Below are 20,242 nucleotides of genomic sequence, written 5' to 3' on the forward strand. Positions count from 1 at the left end.
GTCCGCCCCTACGACGCCGGGTCGTAGTCCTGGCCGAGCACCACCGAGACCCTGGCGTTGGCGGAGACCTCGCCCTGCTGCACGGCGTCGGCGGACAGGCCCAGGGTCTTGGCGACCTGGACGGCGCTCTCCTTGTCGGCGGCCTCGGCGTAGACGACCTCCGAGGTCGCCTCGGTGCCGGAGGCGGTGCCGCCGGACAGGAAGGTGAAGCCGCCGTTGAGGAGGGTGACGCGGGCCTTGGCGGTGCGCTCCTCGACGCCGGTGGCGTTACGGACCGAGACGCTGAGCGCCGCGTCCTTGTCGGGGCTCTTGGCGGTGCCGCCCAGGACGTCCTTGACGACGCCGTCGGCGGCCTCGGCGCTGAGCCTGCCGTCGTCCTGGACGGGCAGCAGCTCGGTCTTGAAGTCGCCGCCCTTGGCGAGGTCGGAGAGCCCGGCGAGGAAGGAGCCGAGGTCCTTCTCGGTCAGCGGCGGGTCGAGGATCAGCCCGAGGGTCTGGACGGTGGTCGTCGCGGCCTGCGGATCGGAGGAGAGCTTCCGCAGCACGCCCTGCATGACCTGCCCGAACCGCTGCAACTGGGCGTCGGCCGCCTCGCCTGAGCCTCGGTACGTGGCGTAGGCGACGGCCATCTTGCCGCTGAGGGTCTGGGCCTCGCCCTTGTGGACGAGGGGGGCGGCGCCCTTGTCCTTGGCGTCCGGGTCGGGGACGTCGGTGTCGGTGTCGACCTCGATGTTGCCGACCAGGTCGACCAGGATCTGGAGGTAGGGCGTGTCCAGGCGCCAGGTGCCCTCGATGTCGGTGCCGAGGACCGTGTCGAGCGCGGTGCGGGTCGCGTCGGGGCCGGCCTCGTCGACGGACTTCGCGAGCGTGGTCGCGGTGCCGTCGTCGGCGGTCAGGGCGAGGGTGTTGGGCAGCAGGACGGCGGTGCCCTGCTCGGCGGTGGTGTTGTCGACGAGCAGCGCGGTGGAGGTGCCGCCGCCGTCGGTGTCGTGCAGGTGGACGGCGATCACGTCGCGCTTCTGGGCGCCCGCCGCCGTCGTACCGCCCGTCTTGTCCTCCGAGGCGGACGTGCCGGGCAGCTTCCCGGCGTACCAGAGGTAGCCGACGCCGCCGACCGCGACCAGCGCCAGGACGACGACCAGGGCGACGATCCGCGTGCGGGCGCGGCGCCGGGCCTCCTCGCGGCGTTCGGTGCGGTTCTCCGTGAACTTCATCCAGTCGATGACGTCCTCGGAGTCGTCGGTGGGCTCCTCGACGAAGGCGAACTGCTCGGTGCGGTACTCCCGGTCGTCCCCGTCGGGTCCGGCGCCCTCGGCGGAGGGCTCCGGTTCGCCGGGCGGGCCCGCCTGCTGCGGGATGTGCGCGGTCTGCTCGGCGACCCGGGACTGCGGGGTGCCGGCGGCCGCCTGGCCGTAGGGGGCGTAAGGGCTGGGGGTGTTGTGGGGGTCGTACGGCTGCTGGCCGGTGTCCCAGCCCGGCTGGGAGCCGTAGGAGCCGTAGGCGTCGTAGGGCTGCTGACCGCCGCCCGCGTACGGGTCGTAGCCGTAGCCCGGATGGTTTTGGTGGTTCTGGTGGTTCTGGTGACTCTGCCGGTCCTGCCCGGCCTGGTGCTGCCCGTACGGGTCGTAGAGGTCGTACGGCTGCTGACCGCCGGCCTGGGAGGGGGCCTGGCCGTGGGCCTGGGCCTGGCGGTACACGGGCCGGCCGTACTCGTCGTAGCCGACGATCTCGTACTGGTCGCCGCCGCCGTATCCCGCGTCGTATCCGTCGTTCACCCGGTGCCCCTCTCGGCTCACTCGCCGCGGTACAGCTGGCGCTTGTCGATGTAGCGCACGACTCCGTCCGGCACCAGGTACCAGACGGGGTCGCCCTTGGCGACTCTCGCACGGCAGTCCGTGGAGGAGATGGCGAGGGCGGGAACCTCGACCAGCGAGACGCCGCCCTTGGGGAGTCCGGCGTCCGTCAGCGTGTGACCGGGCCGGGTGACGCCGATGAAGTGGGCGAGGGAGAACAGCTCCTCGCTGTCGCGCCAGGTCAGGATCTGGGCGAGGGCGTCGGCGCCGGTGATGAAGAACAGGTCGGCGTCCGGGTTGAGCGCGCGCAGGTCGCGCAGGGTGTCCACGGTGTAGGTGGGGCCGCCGCGGTCGATGTCGATGCGGCTCACGGAGAACTGCGGGTTCTCGACGGTCGCCACGACCGTCATCAGGTAGCGGTCCTCGGCGGCGGAGACCGTGCGGTGGCTCTTCTGCCAGGGCTGCCCGGTGGGCACGAACACCACCTCGTCGAGGTGGAACTGTGCGGCGACCTCGCTGGCCGCCACGAGGTGACCGTGGTGGATCGGGTCGAAGGTGCCGCCCATGACGCCGAGGCGGCGCTTGCCCGAGGGCGCCGGGCCGTTGCCCCGGCCGGTGGCGCGGACGGGCACCGCGCGGTTGTGCGTGCCGTGCGCCGGCGCGTGCGCCGTGTCGCGCGCCGGACCGGTAGGCATGTCCTGCTCTCCCATGCGTGCAGACCCTACCGGCCCGGCGTGACGGCTCCTGCCGGGCCCACTGCCTGGGGGCCCACGGCCCCCCGTCCTCAGCGGTCGCGGTTGAACCGGGTGGTGATCCACAGGAGGAGCATCAGGATGACGAACGCGCCGATGCCGGTGAGGTAGGGGCTGAGACTCTCGTGGTTGCCGCCGTGACCCTCGCCACCCTCGGAGGCGAGGGTCACGATCTGGGCAGCGGTGCTGTGGAAGCTCATCTTCGGCAGGACCTATCCGGTGTGGGCGGAATAAAGACGTCGCCTCATCGTATGCGGGCGCCTCGCGGGCGATCACGCCGACTCCGCCGTCGGGGAGGTCCGAGGGTGGTCCGGTGCGGGTCCGGTGCGGTCCGGGGAACCTTCGGGTGACGTCAGTCGTCCTTCCGGCTGTACCCCCGCAGCAGGAACCACGCGGTCAGCACACAGCCCACCACCATCACGATCAGCACGATCCGGAGCAGATTCCCCGGCCCCTGCTGCTCTGCCGCCGTCGCCGCGGCGGCGAGCCAGTCGGTGTGGGGGGTGTGCGCCATGACGGGACTCCTTCGCTGTACTGCCCGTCCACGGTATCTCCGCCTAGGCTGGGCTCGGCTTCGGGGGCGCAAAGGGCCGCACAAGGGTTAGTAAAGGCCCAGACATACGCACAGGCCACACACCACGCACATGGGGGAAGACATGTCCGACGGCCACCAGCACAACGGGCACGAGAACGTGCCGAGCAGGCAGCGCAGGCGCTTCCCCGGAATCTCCTCGCGTGCGTACGAGCACCCGGCCGACCGCAGCGCGCTGGTGGCGCTGCGCAGGCTGAGCGGCTTCGACACGGTGTTCAAGGCGCTGAGCGGCCTGCTGCCCGAGCGCAGCCTCAGGCTGCTGTTCCTGTCCGACTCGGTACGCGTCTCCGACCGGCAGTTCGCCCATCTGAACGTCATGCTGCGCGACGCCTGCTACATCCTGGACCTGGAGAAGGTCCCGGCGATGTACGTCAAGCAGGACCCGGCTCCGAACGCGATGTGCATCGGCCTGGACGAGCCGATCATCGTGGTCACCACGGGCCTGGTCGAGCTGCTGGACGAGGAGGAGATGCGGGCGGTCGTCGGGCACGAGGTCGGGCACGCGCTGTCCGGGCACGCGGTCTACCGGACCATCCTGCTCTTCCTGACCTCGCTCGCGGTCCGGGTCGCCTGGATCCCGCTGGGCAACGTGGCGATCATGGCGATCGTGACCGCGCTGCGCGAGTGGTTCCGCAAGTCGGAGCTGTCCGCCGACCGCGCGGGTCTGCTGGTCGGCCAGGACCTCCAGGCGTCCATGCGGGGCCTGATGAAGATCGCGGGCGGCAACCACCTGCACGAGATGAACGTGGACGCGTTCCTGGAGCAGGCCGACGAGTACGAGGCGGGCGGCGACCTGCGCGACTCCGTGCTGAAGATCCTCAACGTGCTGCCCCGTTCGCACCCCTTCACGACGGTGCGGGCCGCCGAGCTGAAGAAGTGGGCGGCCTCCCGGGACTACCAGCGGATCATGGACGGCCACTACCCGCGGCGCGACGAGGACAAGGACACCTCGGTGCGGGGTTCCTTCCGCGAGTCGGCGTCCAGCTACGCCACCCATGTGCGCGACTCCAAGGACCCGCTGATGAAGCTGGTGAACGACATCGCCGGCGGCGCCGGGGACCTCGGCGACCGGATGCGGCGCGGCTTCGGCGGCTTCACGTCCTCGCAGCGACCGCCCAAGGACGAGGACGGGAAGGACGGGAACGGGTCGTCGTCCGAGGGGCCGGGGCCGGAGGGGACGCCGGGCGGTTCCGAGAGGCCGGACGACCGTCCGCCGGGCGGCGGCGTCTGAGAGGCCGCGGGGGCGCCCGAGAGGCCGTGGGGGCTCCTGAGGACAGGCCCTACACCGTCGGCTGGGCGCTCGCCGCGAGCGTGCCGCACAGGGCCTTGGGGTTGTCCTCGGTGTAGGGGTCGGTGCCGGCCGGGAGTCCGGTCCCGGCCGTCTGGCCGGCGAGCAGCGGGCGCAGGTGGCCGGCCGGGTCGTGGGCGCAGGAGAGCGGTCCGGCCTGGACGTGGGAGGCGACGAGCTGTGTCTGCCGCAGGCGCAGGTCGTCCCGGTCGAAGCGGAAGTGCAGTTCGCGCCGGACGGTGAACAGGGACGTCTCCGCCCGGTCGTCGCCGGCGGGCCGCAGCGGATACACCATGGTGTGGTCGGCCGTGACCTCCAGCGTGGAGGCGTCGGTCTCCGTGAACCGCATGCTGCCGTGCACCCGGATCTCGGCGTCGGCCAGCTCGGTGCGGGCGGGATCGAAGCGCACCAGCCATCCGGTGGCCGCGTGCCGGCCGTCCGGGGTGGGCCTCTCGAAGCTCCGGTCGAACTGTTCCAGCTGGGCCGGGTCGAGCAGCACCCGTACCGACCGGACCTCCTCGCCGCCGAGCACGTCCGGGTCCAGCGCCGAGCGGACGATGTACTGCTTGGCGGTGGTCAGTGCGTTCATCACCTGGTCGTCCGAGAAGTGCGCGGTGCGGTGGTGGCCCGGCAGCGGGACGCCCTTCGCCGCGGTCCGGAACTCGGCGGCGGGGCTGTGCTCGTACAGGTGGGCGGCGTCGGCCGCGCCGGGCACCTCGCCCTGCGGGGCGAGCGGGACGACGGTCATCCGCACCGGCTCGGCGGGCCGCTGGGTGGCGGGGCTCTGGTACGGGTGCCGTACGCCCATGTAGAGGGCGGTGCCGACGGCGACGGCGACGAGGACGACGAGGATCAGGGCCTGCCGGGAGAGGCCGGCCCGACGCAGCGGGGTGCGGCGGCGTACGGCGTGCGCGTGGTCGGCCATGCGCTCCTGGGCGGAGAACTCCTCCAGCCGGGCAGCGCGGACGAACGACTCGTCGAAGACGACGGATCGGTATTCGTCCTCTCCGCCTCCGGGGGAGCCCTCGGGCGTCCCTCCGGGCGGGTCGCCAAGCCCTGCCATACCTTCAGGGTTGGTCTGCCCGGGGCCCGGTAAACGCGCCGCCGCGGGTCAAGTCGGGACAGCTTCCGAGCCGCCGGGCGAGCAGGTCAGGGGCTGTGCGGGATGACCGGGACGGCGGGCTGGGAGTAGTCGGCGGAGGCCGACGGCGTCACCTTGCCGCCCTGCTCGGGACCGGTGGAGGCGGGTGAGGCCGGTGGGGGCACCTGCTGGGTGCCGCTGCCCGATGAGGCGCCGCGGTAGACGGCCGCGAAGGCCAGCGCGACCATGCCGACGCCCATCACGACGGCGAGCATCCAGGCGACCGGCCGGTGCCAGCGGACCTGCTTGCCGGTGGCCGGCGGGGCGCCGTAGGGGCGGTCCAGGAGGTCGCGGTCGTCGTCCGGGTCGTCGAGGTCGGGATCATGGCCGAAATCGCCGTACCCGTCGTCGTAGCGCTCGGCTCTGCTGCGGCCGCGGCGGGCCGCTTCCGCCTCGGTGGCCTCGGCTCTGGCCTCGGCGGCGGCCAGGAGGCGTTCGACGGCGGACGGCTCGTGCACCGCGGCCGCCTGTACGAATGCCTCGTCGAAGACCACGGAGGCGAACTCTTCGTCCGACACCCCGTGGTCGTGGTCGTCGTCGGGCTCCCAGCCGTCAGGGAACGGCCTACCCCCCACGTCCTCCGGCACGGGTCCAGAGTAGACCTGGGGGGTCGATTTGGGCAGACGGCGGGGAAATTCATCCGGTGGGTGAGATGCCCCGATCGGGTCACGGGCGCGTGGCGTCCACTCTCGGCGTGCGCCGTGGGCGCGGCGCCGGCCGTCAGCGCCGTACGTGCCCGTCGCCGGTGACGATGTACTTGGTGCTGGTCAGCTCCGGCAGGCCCATCGGACCCCGGGCGTGGAGCTTCTGCGTGGAGATGCCGATCTCGGCGCCGAAGCCGAACTGGCCGCCGTCGGTGAAGCGCGTCGAGGCGTTCACGGCGACGGTGGTGGAGTCGACCAGCTGGGTGAAGCGGCGGGCGGCCTGCTGCGAGGTCGTCACGATCGCCTCGGTGTGGCCGGAGGTCCACAACCGGATGTGCTCGACGGCCTTGTCGAGGGAGTCGACGACGGCCGCGGCGATGTCGTACGACAGGTACTCGGTCTCCCAGTCCTCCGGCGTGGCCTCGACGGCCGTCACCTTCGAGTCCTCGGCGTACGCCATGACCCGCTCGTCGGCGTGCACGGTGACGCCGGCCTCGGCGAGGGCGTCCAGGGCGCGGGGCAGGAAGTCGGCGGCGATGTCCTGGTGGACCAGGAGGGTCTCGGCGGCGTTGCAGACGCCGACCCGCTGGGCCTTGGAGTTGACGAGGATGTCGACGGCCGTGTCGAGGTCGGCCTGGGCGTCGACGTAGACGTGGCAGTTGCCGGTGCCGGTCTCGATGACGGGGACGGTGGACTCCTGGACGACGGTGTTGATCAGCGAGGCGCCACCGCGCGGGATGAGCACGTCGACCAGGCCGCGGGCCCGCATCAGCTCGCGCACGCTCTCGCGGCTCTCGCCGGGCACCAGCTGCACGGCGTCGGCGGGCAGCCCGGCCCCGCCCACGGCGTCGCGGAGGACCCGGACGAGGGCGGTGTTGGACTGGTAGGCGGAGGAGGAACCGCGCAGCAGCACCGCGTTGCCGGACTTCAGACAGAGGGCGGCGGCGTCGACGGTGACGTTGGGCCGGCCCTCGTAGATGATGCCGACGACGCCGAGCGGCACGCGGACCTGGCGCAGGTCGATGCCGTTGGGGAGGGTGTTGCCGCGCACGACCTCGCCGACCGGGTCGGGCAGGGCGACGACGTCCCGCACGTCGGAGGCGATGGCACGGACCCGCTCCGGGGTCAGCGTCAGCCGGTCGACGATGGCCTCGCTGGTCCCGGCGGCGCGGGCCTTGGCCACGTCCTGGGCGTTGGCCTCGACGATCTCGCTGGTACGGACCTCCAGCGCGTCCGCGACGGCGAGCAGCGCGTCGTCCTTGGCGGCCCGCGGCAGCGGCGCGAGGTCGGCCGCGGCGGCCTTGGCCCGGTAGGCGGCCCGGGTGACCGGGGACATCGAGTCGTACGGCGAGAGCGTGGTCATGGGGGAAGCGTAGTAGCCCGGACGGGGCCGCCCACCGGTCGTCCCAAACCCCGAGACATGCGCCGGACGCGGCGAAAAGGGACGGACCGGGGCCCGTGTCCGGTTTCCGGTCGCGGCTCGGGGAGGCGAGCCCGGTGGCGCGGGGGCGGGGCCGGCGGCGGCGTGGGAGCACCCCCGGCGGCTCGGGACGGCCAAGCGGCCGGGGGCGGTCAGGCGGCGCGGCGGCGGTCAGGCGGCGCAGGGTGACGCGGGAGCGGCCCAGTGGCTCGGGGGCGGCCCGGCGGTCCGGCGGCCCGGCGGCCCGGCGGTCCGGCGGCCCGGCGGTCCGGCGGCCCGGCGGTCCGGCGGCGCGGGGACGGTCCGGCGGTGCGGGAGCGGCCCGGCGGCCGGGCGGCGCGGGAGCGCAGGGACGGCACGGGGCGAGGCGCGGGAGCAGCCCCGGCGGCTCGGAGGCGGCCCGGCGATCGCGGCGGCGCGGAGGCAACCCGGCGGCGCGGGGACGGTCCGGTGGCTCGGGGACGCGGGAGCGGCCCGCGACGTAGGGGCGGCCGGGGGGCTGATGCAGCGCTGGGATGGCGGGGGCGCTGAGGGGGGGGGCGGCGCGGCGGGCGTCCCGGGCGCCGGTCGGTGCCGCGCTTCGGGGTGGACCGCTGTCGGATATAGCCGGGCGCCACCGTGCGCCGGCCGGTCGTGGGATGCCCGGGGCCACCTGTGCCGAGCGTCCCCTGCCCACCTCGCACCACAGACACGGACCGGTGCCGTGGGACCTGCGAGCACAGACGCCGAGCGCTCCCGACGGGCCCCGCACGATGAACACGGAGCGAGCGCGGGCAGCCCCCTAGAACGGGTGGACCCCCACCGGTGTCGCCGGGGCCGGTCCGTAGCCGGCGGCGATGCGCTGATGGTAGGTGGCCCGGTCGATGACCTCGAGGCCGACGATCTCCCAGGGCGGCAGCCCCGCGGTCTGCCGGTGCTCTCCCCACAGGCGCAGGGCGACGGCGGCGGCGTCGTGCAGGTCGCGGGCCTCCTCCCAGTACCGGATCTCGGCATGGTCGTCGGCGTAGCGGCTGGTCAGCAGGAAGGGGTGGTCGTGGGCGAGCTGTTCCAGGGCTCGGCGGACCTCGGACAGCGGGGCGCGGGCGCCCGAGACGCTGAGCGTGACGTGCCACAGGCGCGGGGTGTGCTCGGGTTCGCCGCTCCGGAAGCGGTCACCGGCCGCAACGCTGGTCAGGGGGCGTTCCTCGCCGGCCGCGCGGGGTACCTTGCGGGCGCCGCCTCCCGGGCGGGCGCGGGACGCCGCCGTTCCAGGGCGCACTCCGCTCACGACGGCCTCCTTCACGCACACTGCTGAGCCCGGTGGTCGGCCGGGCCTGTCCGTGAAGGAAAGTTGAGCAGGCCTCGCAAGATCGCGGGGCGGTTTTGCGGAACGTACACCACCGATTCGGGGACGTTTCGGCCCATTACGGGTGCAGGATCACCAGATCGTCCCTGTGTACGACCTCACGCTCGTACGCCTGTCCGAGTTCGCGCGCCAGCTCCCGGGTGGAGCGGCCGAGCAGCCGGGGCAGCTCCTTGGCGTCGAAGTTGACCAGTCCCCGGGCGACCGCGCGGCCCGCCCCGTCCCGCAGTTCGACGGGCTCGCCCGCGGCGAAGTCGCCCTCGACGCCGGCGATGCCGGCCGGCAGCAGCGACTTGCGGCCCTCGACGACCGCGCGTACCGCCCCGTCGTCGAGGACCAGGGCGCCCTGCGGGGTGGAGGCGTGCTGGAGCCACAGCAGCCGGTCGGCGGAGCGTTTGCCGGTGGCGTGGAAGTAGGTGCCGGTGTCGCCGCCGGCCAGGGCGTCGGCGGCGTGGACGGCGCTGGTCAGCACCACTGGGATGCCGGCGGCGGCGGCGATCCGGGCCGCCTCGACCTTGGTGACCATGCCGCCGGTGCCGACGCCCGCCTTGCCGGCGCTGCCGATCTCGATGTCCGCGAGGTCGGCCGGTGCGCGCACCTCGGCGATCCGCGAGGTGCCGGGCCTGCTCGGGTCTCCGTCGTAGACGCCGTCCACGTCGGAGAGCAGCACCAGCAGGTCGGCGCGGACCAGGTGGGCGACGAGGGCGGCGAGCCGGTCGTTGTCGCCGAAGCGGATCTCGTCGGTGGCGACGGTGTCGTTCTCGTTGACGATCGGGAAGGCGCCCATCGCCAGCAGCTTGTCGAGGGTGCGGGAGGCGTTGCGGTGGTGGGCGCGGCGGCTCATGTCGTCGCTGGTCAGCAGCACCTGGCCGACGCGGACGCCGTAGCGGGCGAAGGAGGCGGTGTAGCGGGCGACCAGCAGGCCCTGGCCGACGCTGGCGGCGGCCTGCTGGCGGGCCAGGTCCGTCGGGCGGCGGCGCAGACCCAGCGGGGCGAGACCGGCGGCGATAGCGCCGGAGGAGACGAGGACGATCTCCCGCTCCCCGCCGCTGCGGACCTTCGCGAGGACGTCGACGAGCGCGTCGACCCGGTCGGCGTCCAGGCCGCCGGCCGCGGTGGTCAGCGAGGAGGAACCGACCTTGACGACGATCCTGCGGGCCTCGCCCACGGCCTGCCTTGCCCCAGCCACTGTTGCCGCCCGTCCTTCCCCGTCGACGCGCGCCCGTCCGGGCGCCCGCCAGGCAATCTACGCGAAGCGGATCGCGCCCCGCGCCGCGGTCCAGGCTGCGGACAGCTCGTCCGGCCAGGCTCCCGCACCGACCGCCGCGGGCGACCACACCGACCGCACCAACCGCCGGAGCGGTCCGCACCGACGACCACAGCCGACCCGCACCAGCCCGCCACAACGACCCGCGCCGACCGCCGGAGGCACCCCGCGCCAACGCCCCGGCCAACACGTGCGTGTCGTCGGGAGGTCGCCGTGCGTTAACCCGTATGTCCGATGCGCGACGAGCAAGCCTGGAGCGACCGCAGTGCCCCTATCCCTGCCCCGCCGCAGACTTCCCCGCCGTGTCCCCCGCCCGGGCCGCCCGCGCCGCCCGCGCCTCCGTGTCCCCGGCCTCGCCCTGCCGCGCCGCCGGACCGCCGTGAAGCTGCTCGTCCTCGCCGTGCTGGCCACCGCGCCGGTCGCGCAAGCCGTCGGCGCGCTGCTGCCGCACGTGCCGCTGCTGCTCGCCGCGACCGCCGGTTCGCTGGCCGCCGAGGGGGTGCTGTACCGGTGGCAGCGGGGCATGGTGTCGCTGTTCGCCAAGTCGCACGCCGACGTCACGGTGCGGCACGTGCTGCGGGACCTGCTGCTCGTGGTCGGCCTGCTGCGCCTCGGCGAGCAGCACCGGGAGCCCGCGTACGCCCCGCTGGTCGCCGCCCTGCTCGCCTTCTACGGGCTGCACTGGGCGATCCAGGCCGCCTCCGTGCTGGTCCGGCGCACCCGCACGCTGCCCGTGGTCACCCGGAACGTGGACGCCTCCGCGCTGCGCCTGTCCCCCGCCCCGCCCGCGCTGCTGCGCCGCCCCGGCCACCGGCTGGCGGTCCTCGGGCTGCCCGCGACGGCCGGACTGCTGGCCACGGCCGCCGCCGACGCGCCGGTGTACGGAGCGGCCGGCCTCGCCCTGTCGCTGGCCATGGCGCTGGCCGGCCTGGGCGTACTGCTGCTGCGGCTGCTGCCGGGGCGCCGGCCCGCGGGCGAGCAGGAGGTCCTGGACTGGTTCGACGCCTGGCTGGCGGAGTACCGGCCGACCGTCGGCCTGTACTTCTCGGGCGGGGCGTCCTCGGCGTACCAGGCCAACATGTGGCTGGAGCCACTGGCGCGGCTGGAGGGGCGGCCGGTGATCGTGCTGCGGGAGCGGCACATGATGCAGCGGATCGCGGCGACCGACATCCCCGTGGTGTGCCTGCCGAAGGTGTCCACGCTGATGCGGCTGGAGCACTCCACGCTCCGGGTCCTCCTGCACCCCTCCAACTCGGGCAAGACCTCGCAGGTCCTGCGCATTCCCACGATCAAGCACGCCTTCGTCAACCACGGGGAGAGCGACAAGCTGTCCTCCTGCAACCCGTACGCGAAGGCGTACGACGAGGTATGGGTGGCCGGTCCGGCGGCGCGCGAGCGGTACGCGCTGGCGGAGGTCGGCGTCGAGGACAAGGACGTGGTGGAGATTGGCCGCCCGCAGCTGGACGCCGTACGGCCGTACGCGGGGCCGCCCGCGCCCGGCGCCCGCACGACGGTCCTGTACGCGCCGACCTGGGAGGGCTGGGACGGCAACCCGGGCAACACGTCGGTGGTGGAGGCCGGCGAGAACCTGGTGCGAGCGCTGCTCGCGGACCCGGGCGTACGGCTGCTGTACAAGCCGCATCCGCTGACGGGGTCGGTGGACCCGCGGGCGCGCGCCGCCGACCTGCGCATCCGGGAGCTGGTGCGGGCCGCGAACCGGGAGCGGGGCGGGCCCCGGCCGGAGGCGTCGGCGGCGGCCGGGCTCGACCGGCGGACGGCGGAGCTGGACCGGCTGACGACGTCCGGATTCCGCTCCGCCGCCGACCAGGCGGAGAGGATGCTGCGGCAGCCGGTGCCCGAGCCGGGGCGGGCCACCGCGGTGGCGCGGGCGGCGGCCGCCTGGGAGGAGGCGTACTGGGCCTCGCTGCCCGAGTGGGAGCACCAGGTCGTCACCGACGCCCGACCGCCGCTGTACGCCTGTTTCAACCGGGCCGACCTGCTGATCAGCGATGTGTCGAGCGTCATCAGCGACTTCCTGGCGAGCGGCAAGCCGTACGCGGTGGCCAACACCAGCGGGCTGGCGGAGGACGGGTTCCGCAAGACGTTCCCGACGGTGGCGGCGGCGACCGTGCTGGCACCGGACGCGTCCGGGGTGCCCGCACTGCTGGACGCGGTCCGGCACCCCGAGCGCGACGAGCGGGCGGCGGAACGGGCCGGGCTGGCCCGGCACCTGCTGGGCCCCGCCGAACCGCCGTCCCAGGAGCGTTTCGCCGGGGCCGTGCGGGCGCTGTGCGCGGCGGCCGGTGAGCACCGGGCGCGGATGGCCGAGCGCCTGGCGGCCGAGGTCCCGCTCCCCGGGCCCCGGCGGCAGCCCGGCCCGCCGCCCGCCGTCAGCGCCCCGGGACCGCAGCGCCACGGCTGACCCGCCGCGTGCGGGCGGCTCCGGGGCCCGAAGCGGCGGGCGTCAGCCGTGCCGCCGGCGCCAGCCCTGCCAGGCCGACTCGATCATGTCGTCCAGGTCGTGGCGAGCCGACCAGCCGAGCTGCTCGCGGGCGCGGTCCGCGGAGGCGACGACGCGAGCCGGGTCACCGGGACGGCGTCCGGTCACCTGCGGGGCGACGTCCTGTCGGCCGGTGACCTTGAGGATGCGGTCGACCATCTCCCGGACCGAGCTGCCCTCCCCGCGTCCGATGTTGAGGGTGAGGGCGGTGCCCTCGGGGAAGTCCGCCAGGCGCTGGGCCGCCGCCAAGTGGGCGGACGCGATGTCCGCCACGTGGATGTAGTCCCGCACGCAGGTGCCGTCCGGGGTGGCGTAGTCGTCGCCGAAGACGCGCGGGGCCTCGCCCGCCTCCAGGCGCTCGAAGACCATCGGGATGAGGTTGAAGACACCGGAGTCGGACAGCTCGGGGGCCGCCGCGCCCGCGACGTTGAAGTAGCGCAGGGACGCGGCACGGATGCCGTGGGCCCGGGCGGCGGCGGCGATCAGCCACTCACCGACCAGTTTGGTCTCGCCGTACGGGCTCATCGGGAGGCAGGGCGTGTCCTCGGTGACGAGGTCGACGTCCGGCATGCCGTACACGGCGGCGGAGGAGGAGAAGACCAGCCGGCCGACGCCCGCGGACGCCATGGCCTCCAGGAGGGTCCGCAGACCCGTCACGTTCTCCCGGTAGTAGTGGAGCGGGCGCTCCACCGACTCCCCCACCTGCTTCTTGGCCGCGATGTGCACCACACCTGTCACAGCATTGTCACGAATCGCGGCATCCAGGGCGGAGCGGTCCAGCACGCTGCCGACCACCAGCGGCACACCCTCGGGGATGCGCTCGGCACTCCCGGTGGACAGGTCGTCGTACACGACCACGGACTGCCCGTCGGCGACCAGGGCACGCACCACGTGCGCACCGATGTACCCCGCGCCGCCTGTGACCAGCCAACTCATCCTCTTGCCTCCCAGATCTTCGTCACTGAGTGCAGAGTCGCCCGCAGGCCCCGGAAAATCGAGTCGGACATGTGGGGTGAACGGAAGAATAAGAACGGAACGGACGGGCGCGCGGAGCCCGCCGGGCCCGCCACCTCGCCCACGGAAACTTCACGTGAATCCTTTACGCTGATGCGGCGGCGCGCTCAGGCCCATCGGCACTCCGAGCGCACCCCGGCCCCCAGCGCGCGGTCCCTGGCCAGACTCGGAACAGGTTGTAAAGGATGCCCAAGCTCTCTCTCGTCGTCCCTGTGTACAACGTGCAGGGCTACCTGCACGAGTGCCTCGATTCCGTACTCGGACAGGACTACACGGACTTCGAGGTGATCGCGGTCGACGACCGCTCGCCGGACGGGTCGGGGGCCATTCTTGACGAGTACGCGGAGCGCGACGCACGCATTCATGTGATTCACCTCACGGAAAACGTCGGCCTGGGCCGCGCGCGAAACGCCGGACTCGAAAAGGCCCAGGGCGATTACGTGTTGTTCCTGGACAGTGACGACACGTTGTCCGAGGGTGCGCTGACGGCGATATCCGACCGCCTGGAATCCACCGGAAATCCCGAGGTCCTGGTCTACGACTACGCCCGCACCTACTGGTACGGCGCGGTCGAACGCAACCAGCTCGCACATCTCCTCGCACAGGACGCCGGCCCGGAGACCTTCTCCCTCGCCGCCCGGCCCGAACTGCTCGACCTGCTGCAGATCGTCTGGAACAAGGCCTACCGACGCGACTTCATCGACCGGGTCGGACTGACCTTCCCGCCCGGGTACTACGAGGACGCGCCCTGGACCTTCCTCTCGATGATCAGCGCCGAGCGGATCGCCGTACTGGACCGTGTCTGCGTCCTCTACCGCCAGCGCCGCGAGGGCGGCAACATCCTCAAGACGGTCAGCCGCAAGCACTTCGACGTCTTCGAGCAGTACGACCGGATCTTCGACCACCTCGACGCGCACGAGGAACTGTCCCGGTGGCGGGGTCCGGTCTTCCGCAAGATGGCCGACCACTACCTGACCGTGCTGGAACGTCCGGGCCGCCTGCCGCACAACGCCCGGGCCGAGTTCTTCCACCGGGCCTGTGCCGACTACCGGGCGCGCCTGCCCTTGGGCTTTCAGCGGCCGCCGGGCCGCAAGGGCCAGAAGTACGCGATGCTGCAGCGTGACGCGTACGCGGCCTGGGCGAGCGCGACGCGTGTGTCGAAGCTCCGCCAGCAGGCGCAGAAGCGCGCCCGCCGGGTCGTCAACCAGTCCAAGCGCCGGGCGATGGGCCTCTTCTACCGCTCGCAGCTGAGGCTGCCCCTCGACGAGAACCTGGCGGTGTTCTCCGCCTACTGGAGCCGTAGCGTCTCCTGCAACCCCGCGGCCATCGACGCGGCCCTGGCCTCCCTCGCGCCGCAGGTCCGCCGGGTGTGGGCGATCCGGCCGGACGCGGTGGACCAGGTGCCCGCGGGCGTGGACTACGTGCGCCTGGGCTCGCGGGAGTACTGGGCCGCCGTGGCGCGCGCCAAGTACCTCGTCAACAACGTGAACTTCCCCGACGGCGTGGTCAAGCGCGAGGGGCAGATCCATGTGCAGACGCACCACGGCACCCCGCTGAAGAGCATGGGGCTGGACCAGCAGAAGTACCCGGCCTCCACCAACATGAGCTTCCGCGCGCTGCTGAGGCGGTGCGACCGCTGGGACTACAGCGTCAGCTCCAACCGGTTCTCCACCTCGGTGTGGGAGCGGGTCTACCCCGCCTCGTTCGCGTCGCTGGACACCGGCTACCCGCGCAACGACATCCTGGTCACCGCGACGGCCAAGGACGTCCGCACGGCCCGTGCGGACCTCGGACTGCGCGAGGGCACCACGGCCTTCCTCTACATGCCCACCCACCGCGAGTACCAGCGCGGGTTCGTACCCCGTCTCGACCTGGAACAGCTGGCCGAACAGCTGGGACCCGACGTCACCCTGCTGGTGCGTGGCCACTACTTCTACGGCGCTTCCTCCCGCCTCGCGGACCTGCAGTCCGCCGGGCGCGTCGTCGACGTGTCGTCCCACCCTTCGGTGGAACGGCTCTACCTGGCCTCCGACGGTCTGATCACGGACTACTCGTCGGCCATGTTCGACTACGCCAACCTCGACCGCCCGATCGTGATCTTCGCCGACGACTGGGACACCTACTCCGTCGTCCGGGGAACGTACTTCGATGTCCTGCGGGAGGCGCCCGGGTCCGTGGCCACCACCCAGGAAGAACTGACCGAACTGCTCCGCTCCGGCCGGTGGCGCGACGACCGGGCGGCCGAGGCGCGCGCCCGGTTCCGGCGGCGTTTCTGTGATTTCGACGACGGACACGCAGCCGAACGGGTGGTCCGGCGCGTCTTCCTGGGTGAGCCGCTGGAGAAACTGCCGCCGATCGTGCCGTTGGACGAGCGGGTGCCTGCTCCGCCCCCCGGCCCAGGCATCGCCACGACAGACCCGATATCCGTTCTTTGAGCCAGAGGTAGCCGCTGCTGTGTCCCAGCACCACGACAGAACACCCGACATCAGCGTCGTTGTCATCGTCTTCAACGACGCCGATCGTCTGCCGACGGCGGTGCAGTCGGTTCTCGACCAGACGCTGCAGAACGTCGAGGTCATCGTCGCCGACGACCACTCCACCGACGGCTCCTTCCAGGTGGCCCAGCAGCTCGCGGCCTCCTCCGACCGGGTGCGGGCCATCCAGCTGGCCGAGAACAGCGGTGGCTGCGGCGAGCCGCGCAACCAGGGCATAGCCGTCGCCCGCGGCCGTTACGTGATGTTCCTCGACAGCGACGACACCCTTGAGGTGAACGCCTGCCGCAACATGCTGGACGCCGCCGAGCGCACCGGCGCCGACCTGGTCTCCGGCCTCTGCCTGCGCGTTCACACCGACAGCCGGTCGGGCAAGACGGCCAGGTGGTACCCGTGGCTGTACCGGCAGACCCGCACCTTCGACTCGATCGCGGAGATCCCGGACCTTCTCGTCTTCGACACCCTGTCGACCAACAAGTGCTACCGGCGCGAGTTCCTCGTCGACAGCGGCCTCACCTTCCCCCGCGGCATCCACTACGAGGACCTGCTGTTCTCGGCCCAGGCGTACCTGGCCGCGTCCAGGATCACGCTGATCCCCAACACGGTCTACCACTGGAACGTGGTCGAGAAGACCGAGGCGAAGTCGATCAGCAACCGCCGCCACGAGATCAACAACTTCGCCGACCGGCTGGAGATCCACCGCAGGATCGACCGCATCCTCGCCGAAGAGGGCCACGACGGGCTGAAGCTGCACAAGGACATCAAGTTCCTCAAGCACGACCTCGTCCTGTACCTCCGGGAGCTGCCCTTCCTGGACGACGAGTACCGCCACCTCTTCGCCGAGATGGCGGGCGGCTACATCAAGGACTTCCCCGACGAGGCGTACGCGGAGCTCTCCCCGATCCACCGGCTCTGCGCCTACCTGCTGCTGCGTGAGGACTGGGAGCACCTCATGCCGGCCATCGACACGCTCATCAACAAGAGCAAGGTCTCCAGCCCCCTGCTGGAGCGGGACGGCCGGGTCTACTGGTGCGCGGAGCACCTGGACGACCCGATGGGCCGGGCCGTGCTCGACGTGACCGACCTCGGCTACCACGCCAAGCCGGTGCAACGCCTCAACCTGCGCAACGCGGTGACCCGGTACACGGAGACCGCCGCGGGTGTCGTCCTCGCCGGTTCCGTGGTCAACCCCCTCGGGGTGATCACCCCCGGCGCGCGCCTCGAGGGCGAACTGGAGTTCCGCGCCCGCCGCAAGAGCCTGCAGTCGTTCCGCTTCCCGGTGACGGACATCCGGCACGAGGGCGAGGCCGTCACCTGGCAGGCGACGGCCGCGCTGGCGAGCCGGCTGCGCCCGGTCGGCCTCGTCGACGACGTCTGGGACGTGCGCCTGCACCTCACGGTGGACGGAGAGCACCGCACAACGAGCCGGCTCACCGTCGGACGCACCGACCTGGAGGGCGCCGGCGAGATCCGGATCCGGCCGCGGCTGGGCCGGATGATGGCCGACCGCATCCTGCCGCACGCCTCGGCCAACGGACACCTCGCCTTCCGGCTGACCCAGCACGGGAAGCTCGCGCAGCGCACGTCGTCGCTCGTGCAGCGCAACATCCAGAGCCCGCCCGCCCGCGTGGCGAAGAAGATGGTGCGCAAGGTCTACTCGGTACGCAAGGACCTGCACTCCGGCCCGCGCAAGATCGAGACGTTCGAGCGCATGATCCGGGTGCTGCCCGTACGCAAGGGCACCGTCGTCTTCGAGAGCCACCTCGGCAAGCAGTACAGCGACAGCCCCCGCGCCATCTACGAGGAGATGCGCCGGCGCGGTCTGCCGTTCAAGTACTACTGGTCGTACGCCGGCTCCCGCCCCGAGGGCTTCCCCGAGGACGTGGAGCTGGTGCGCCGCTGGTCCTGGCCGTACCTGAGGGCGCTGGCGCAGGCCGAGTTCTGGATCGACAACCAGGGCTTCCCGCTGAAGCTGCCCAAGCGGCCGGAGACGACCTACATCCAGACCTGGCACGGTTCCGCGCTCAAGCGCATGGGCTTCGACGAGCCGCACTACCGGATCATGCCCGAGCACGAGCAGCAGGCCTACCAGCGGTCCATCGACCGCTTCGACCACTTCGTGGTGCGCGGCGAGCACGACGAGAAGACGCTGGCCCGCGCCTACCGAATACCGGAGGAGAAGCTGCTGCGCACGGGTTACCCGCGCAACGACGCCCTGGTACGGGCGCGGGAGGCGGCGACCCCCGACCCGGCCGCGCGGGAACTGGCCGAGCGGCTGGGCATCCGCAGCGACCTCCCCGTCGTCCTGTACGCCCCCACCTTCCGGGCGCAGGCCAACGGCAAGGTACGCAAGTTCGAGTTCCCCTTCGACGTCGAGGAGTTCGCGGACCGCTTCGGCGACCGGTTCACGCTGCTGATCCGCACGCACTACCTCAACAACGTCACGCTGCCGCCGTCGGTCGCCGGCCGGGTGATCAACGTCAGCGAGGAACCCGACATCACCCCGGTGATGCTCCTCTCGGACGTCCTGGTCACCGACTACTCGTCCGTGATGTTCGACTACTCGCTGCTCCAGCGACCGATGGTGTTCTTCACCTACGACTGGGACGAGTACGCGGAGAACAGCCGCGGCACCTACTTCGACCTGTCCGAGCAGGCCCCCGGGCCGGTGGCCGTCACATCGGAGGAACTCTTCGAGGTGCTGTCGGACCTGGACGCCCTCGCGTCCGGCTGCGAAGGACGGATCAAGGAATTCATGAGCCAGTACGGCGAGTACGACCGCGGTGACGCGGCCGCCCGCATCGTGGACCGCTTCTTCGGTGCCGAGGGAGAAGCCCGATGACACAGCGCGACATCATCTTCGTGGCGAACGAGGTCAACGAACTGGGTGGCGTCGCTCGCTGGCAGGCGCTGATGGCCAGGCTCTTCGCCGAACGCGGCCACCGCGTGACCATAGTCGGCATCGCTCCGCCCGATGTCCCGATGGACCTGGGCGAGAACCCGCCCTTCGAGACCGTCACCCTCTACGACGAGCGCCCGCCCGGCCCCTGGCAGGCCCGCAGCCTCCGCGACCGGGCCAACGTGGCGGCCCGCCGGCGCGAGGCGGCCCGGGAGGCGGGCATGCGCGAGGCCGCCGAGCGGCTGTCGCGCCTCTTCCGCGGCGCCCGGCCCGGCGCCATGATCATCGTGACCCAGGTGTGGGCCATGGAGTGGGTGGCCGTCGCCGACACGGCCGGTCACCCGGTGATCGGCATGAGCCACGAGTCCTACGAGTACTCCAAGGGCTCCTCGCGCTTCCGGCGCGTCCAGCGGTACTACAAGGACATCGACCGGCTCCTGCTGCTGACCCAGGAGGACGCCGACCTCTGGGTCGGCCGCGGCCTCAACAACGTCGGGTTCATGCCGAACCCGTTGCCGATGATGCCGGAGGTCCCTTCCTCCCGCACCGAGAAGGTCGTCGCCAGCATCGGCCGTCTCGGTCACCAGAAGGGCATCGACATGCTCCTCGACACCTGGGCCGACACGGCACCCAGGCATCCCGGGTGGCGGCTGCGCATCTACGGCTCCGGGCCGGACGAGAGCGCGCTCAGGCAGCAGTGCACCCGGCTGGGCCTGGACGACTCGGTGGAGTGGGCGGGTCAGACCGACGACGTCGTGGGAGCGCTGCACGGTGCCTCCGTCTTCGTCCAGTCCTCCCGCGGTGAGGGCTTCCCGCTGGCCCTGCTCGAGGCGATGGCCTGTGCCGTGCCCTGCGCGGCCTTCGACTGCGCGCCCGGCGTCCGCCAGATCGTCCGGGACGAGGAGGACGGGCTTCTGGCCCGCCCGGGCAACACCATGGAACTCGCCCGCCAACTGGGCCGGTTGATGGAGGACCAGGAACTGCGGGACACGATGGGCGAGAAGGCACGCGCCAACGTGCAGCGGTACTCCCCGTCGGCCATCACCGACCAGTGGGAAGAGCTGTTCGCGTTCCTGGAACGCTGAGTCCCGCGTCCCG

At 72.3% G+C, this 20,242-nt stretch carries 15 protein-coding genes; 5 read left to right on the top strand and 10 right to left on the bottom strand.

The window, feature by feature from the left end; all coding sequences use genetic code 11:
- Positions 1 to 8 precede the first annotated feature (8 nt).
- The 4 genes from AMK11_RS03815 to AMK11_RS36680 all read right to left on the bottom strand — a co-directional run bounded on the left by AMK11_RS03815 (position 9) and on the right by AMK11_RS36680 (position 3,059).
- Positions 9 to 1,775: an LCP family protein gene (locus AMK11_RS03815; RefSeq protein WP_073722980.1), complete on the bottom strand. Its 1,767-nt coding sequence runs from the start codon at positions 1,773 to 1,775 to the stop codon at positions 9 to 11.
- Positions 1,776 to 1,792: 17 nt separating this feature from the next.
- The gene (gene nadD / locus AMK11_RS03820) at positions 1,793 to 2,503 is read right to left on the bottom strand and encodes a nicotinate-nucleotide adenylyltransferase (RefSeq protein WP_073722981.1); all 711 of its coding nucleotides are present in this window, start codon (positions 2,501 to 2,503) and stop codon (positions 1,793 to 1,795) included.
- 74 nt (positions 2,504 to 2,577) lie between these two features.
- A complete protein-coding gene (locus tag AMK11_RS36675) occupies positions 2,578 to 2,745 on the bottom strand; it encodes a hypothetical protein (protein WP_079187195.1) in 168 nt (55 codons plus the stop codon).
- A 152-nt stretch (positions 2,746 to 2,897) separates the two neighbouring features.
- The gene (locus AMK11_RS36680) at positions 2,898 to 3,059 is read right to left on the bottom strand and encodes a hypothetical protein (RefSeq protein ID WP_079187196.1); all 162 of its coding nucleotides are present in this window, start codon (positions 3,057 to 3,059) and stop codon (positions 2,898 to 2,900) included.
- Positions 3,060 to 3,201: 142 nt separating this feature from the next.
- Here AMK11_RS36680 and AMK11_RS03825 point away from each other — a divergent pair, with 142 nt between their 5' ends.
- Positions 3,202 to 4,368 (top strand): M48 family metallopeptidase, encoded by a 1,167-nt coding sequence (locus AMK11_RS03825; RefSeq protein WP_073722982.1) that lies wholly within the window; start codon positions 3,202 to 3,204, stop codon positions 4,366 to 4,368.
- Positions 4,369 to 4,417: 49 nt separating this feature from the next.
- On the opposite strand, the gene AMK11_RS03830 is transcribed toward AMK11_RS03825, so the two are convergent.
- The 5 genes from AMK11_RS03830 to proB all read right to left on the bottom strand — a co-directional run bounded on the left by AMK11_RS03830 (position 4,418) and on the right by proB (position 10,140).
- Entirely contained in the window at positions 4,418 to 5,488 is a 1,071-nt protein-coding gene (locus AMK11_RS03830; protein WP_073722983.1) for an SCO2583 family membrane protein, read from the bottom strand.
- Between the two features lie 86 nt (positions 5,489 to 5,574).
- Positions 5,575 to 6,153: an SCO2584 family spore wall biosynthesis protein gene (locus AMK11_RS03835; protein ID WP_073722984.1), complete on the bottom strand. Its 579-nt coding sequence runs from the start codon at positions 6,151 to 6,153 to the stop codon at positions 5,575 to 5,577.
- 133 nt (positions 6,154 to 6,286) lie between these two features.
- Positions 6,287 to 7,573 carry a glutamate-5-semialdehyde dehydrogenase gene (locus AMK11_RS03840; RefSeq protein ID WP_073722985.1) on the bottom strand — a complete coding sequence of 429 codons (1,287 nt, stop codon included), beginning with the start codon at positions 7,571 to 7,573 and terminating at the stop codon, positions 6,287 to 6,289.
- A gap of 838 nt (positions 7,574 to 8,411) precedes the next feature.
- Positions 8,412 to 8,888: a hypothetical protein gene (locus AMK11_RS03845; RefSeq protein WP_241846903.1), complete on the bottom strand. Its 477-nt coding sequence runs from the start codon at positions 8,886 to 8,888 to the stop codon at positions 8,412 to 8,414.
- A gap of 145 nt (positions 8,889 to 9,033) precedes the next feature.
- Complete coding sequence (gene proB / locus AMK11_RS03850; RefSeq protein WP_073722987.1) at positions 9,034 to 10,140, bottom strand: glutamate 5-kinase; 1,107 nt, start codon at positions 10,138 to 10,140, stop codon at positions 9,034 to 9,036.
- A 478-nt stretch (positions 10,141 to 10,618) separates the two neighbouring features.
- Here proB and AMK11_RS03855 point away from each other — a divergent pair, with 478 nt between their 5' ends.
- A complete protein-coding gene (locus tag AMK11_RS03855) occupies positions 10,619 to 12,661 on the top strand; it encodes a hypothetical protein (RefSeq protein ID WP_073722988.1) in 2,043 nt (680 codons plus the stop codon).
- A 42-nt stretch (positions 12,662 to 12,703) separates the two neighbouring features.
- On the opposite strand, the gene galE is transcribed toward AMK11_RS03855, so the two are convergent.
- On the bottom strand, positions 12,704 to 13,675 hold the full coding sequence (galE, locus tag AMK11_RS03860; RefSeq protein ID WP_073722990.1) for a UDP-glucose 4-epimerase GalE: 972 nt from the start codon (positions 13,673 to 13,675) through the stop codon (positions 12,704 to 12,706).
- A gap of 263 nt (positions 13,676 to 13,938) precedes the next feature.
- Here galE and AMK11_RS03865 point away from each other — a divergent pair, with 263 nt between their 5' ends.
- From AMK11_RS03865 to AMK11_RS03875, 3 genes are read left to right on the top strand one after another with little or no spacing between them, the layout of a single operon-like run.
- Positions 13,939 to 16,188 carry a bifunctional glycosyltransferase/CDP-glycerol:glycerophosphate glycerophosphotransferase gene (locus tag AMK11_RS03865; protein WP_073722992.1) on the top strand — a complete coding sequence of 750 codons (2,250 nt, stop codon included), beginning with the start codon at positions 13,939 to 13,941 and terminating at the stop codon, positions 16,186 to 16,188.
- A gap of 19 nt (positions 16,189 to 16,207) precedes the next feature.
- The gene (locus AMK11_RS03870; RefSeq protein ID WP_073722994.1) at positions 16,208 to 19,087 is read left to right on the top strand and encodes a bifunctional glycosyltransferase/CDP-glycerol:glycerophosphate glycerophosphotransferase; all 2,880 of its coding nucleotides are present in this window, start codon (positions 16,208 to 16,210) and stop codon (positions 19,085 to 19,087) included.
- Positions 19,084 to 20,229, top strand: coding sequence for a glycosyltransferase family 4 protein (locus AMK11_RS03875; protein WP_073722996.1), 1,146 nt, complete (start codon positions 19,084 to 19,086; stop codon positions 20,227 to 20,229). The genes AMK11_RS03870 and AMK11_RS03875 overlap by 4 nt, the downstream gene beginning before the upstream one ends.
- Positions 20,230 to 20,242: the final 13 nt, after the last annotated feature.

It is taken from the genome of Streptomyces sp. CB02414 (genome assembly GCF_001905385.1).
Classification (GTDB): Bacteria; Actinomycetota; Actinomycetes; order Streptomycetales; family Streptomycetaceae; genus Streptomyces.

Excerpts from the sequence above, each read along its gene's own strand:
- AMK11_RS03865 (WP_073722992.1), top strand. The coding sequence starts at position 13,939 with ATGCCCAAGCTCTCTCTCGTCGTCCCTGTGTACAACGTGCAGGGCTAC.
- AMK11_RS03830 (WP_073722983.1), bottom strand. The coding sequence starts at position 5,488 with ATGGCAGGGCTTGGCGACCCGCCCGGAGGGACGCCCGAGGGCTCCCCC.
- AMK11_RS03840 (WP_073722985.1), bottom strand. The coding sequence starts at position 7,573 with ATGACCACGCTCTCGCCGTACGACTCGATGTCCCCGGTCACCCGGGCC.
- nadD (WP_073722981.1), bottom strand. The coding sequence starts at position 2,503 with ATGGGAGAGCAGGACATGCCTACCGGTCCGGCGCGCGACACGGCGCAC.
- AMK11_RS03825 (WP_073722982.1), top strand. The coding sequence starts at position 3,202 with ATGTCCGACGGCCACCAGCACAACGGGCACGAGAACGTGCCGAGCAGG.
- AMK11_RS36675 (WP_079187195.1), bottom strand. The coding sequence starts at position 2,745 with ATGAGCTTCCACAGCACCGCTGCCCAGATCGTGACCCTCGCCTCCGAG.
- AMK11_RS36680 (WP_079187196.1), bottom strand. The coding sequence starts at position 3,059 with ATGGCGCACACCCCCCACACCGACTGGCTCGCCGCCGCGGCGACGGCG.
- galE (WP_073722990.1), bottom strand. The coding sequence starts at position 13,675 with ATGAGTTGGCTGGTCACAGGCGGCGCGGGGTACATCGGTGCGCACGTG.
- AMK11_RS03875 (WP_073722996.1), top strand. The coding sequence starts at position 19,084 with ATGACACAGCGCGACATCATCTTCGTGGCGAACGAGGTCAACGAACTG.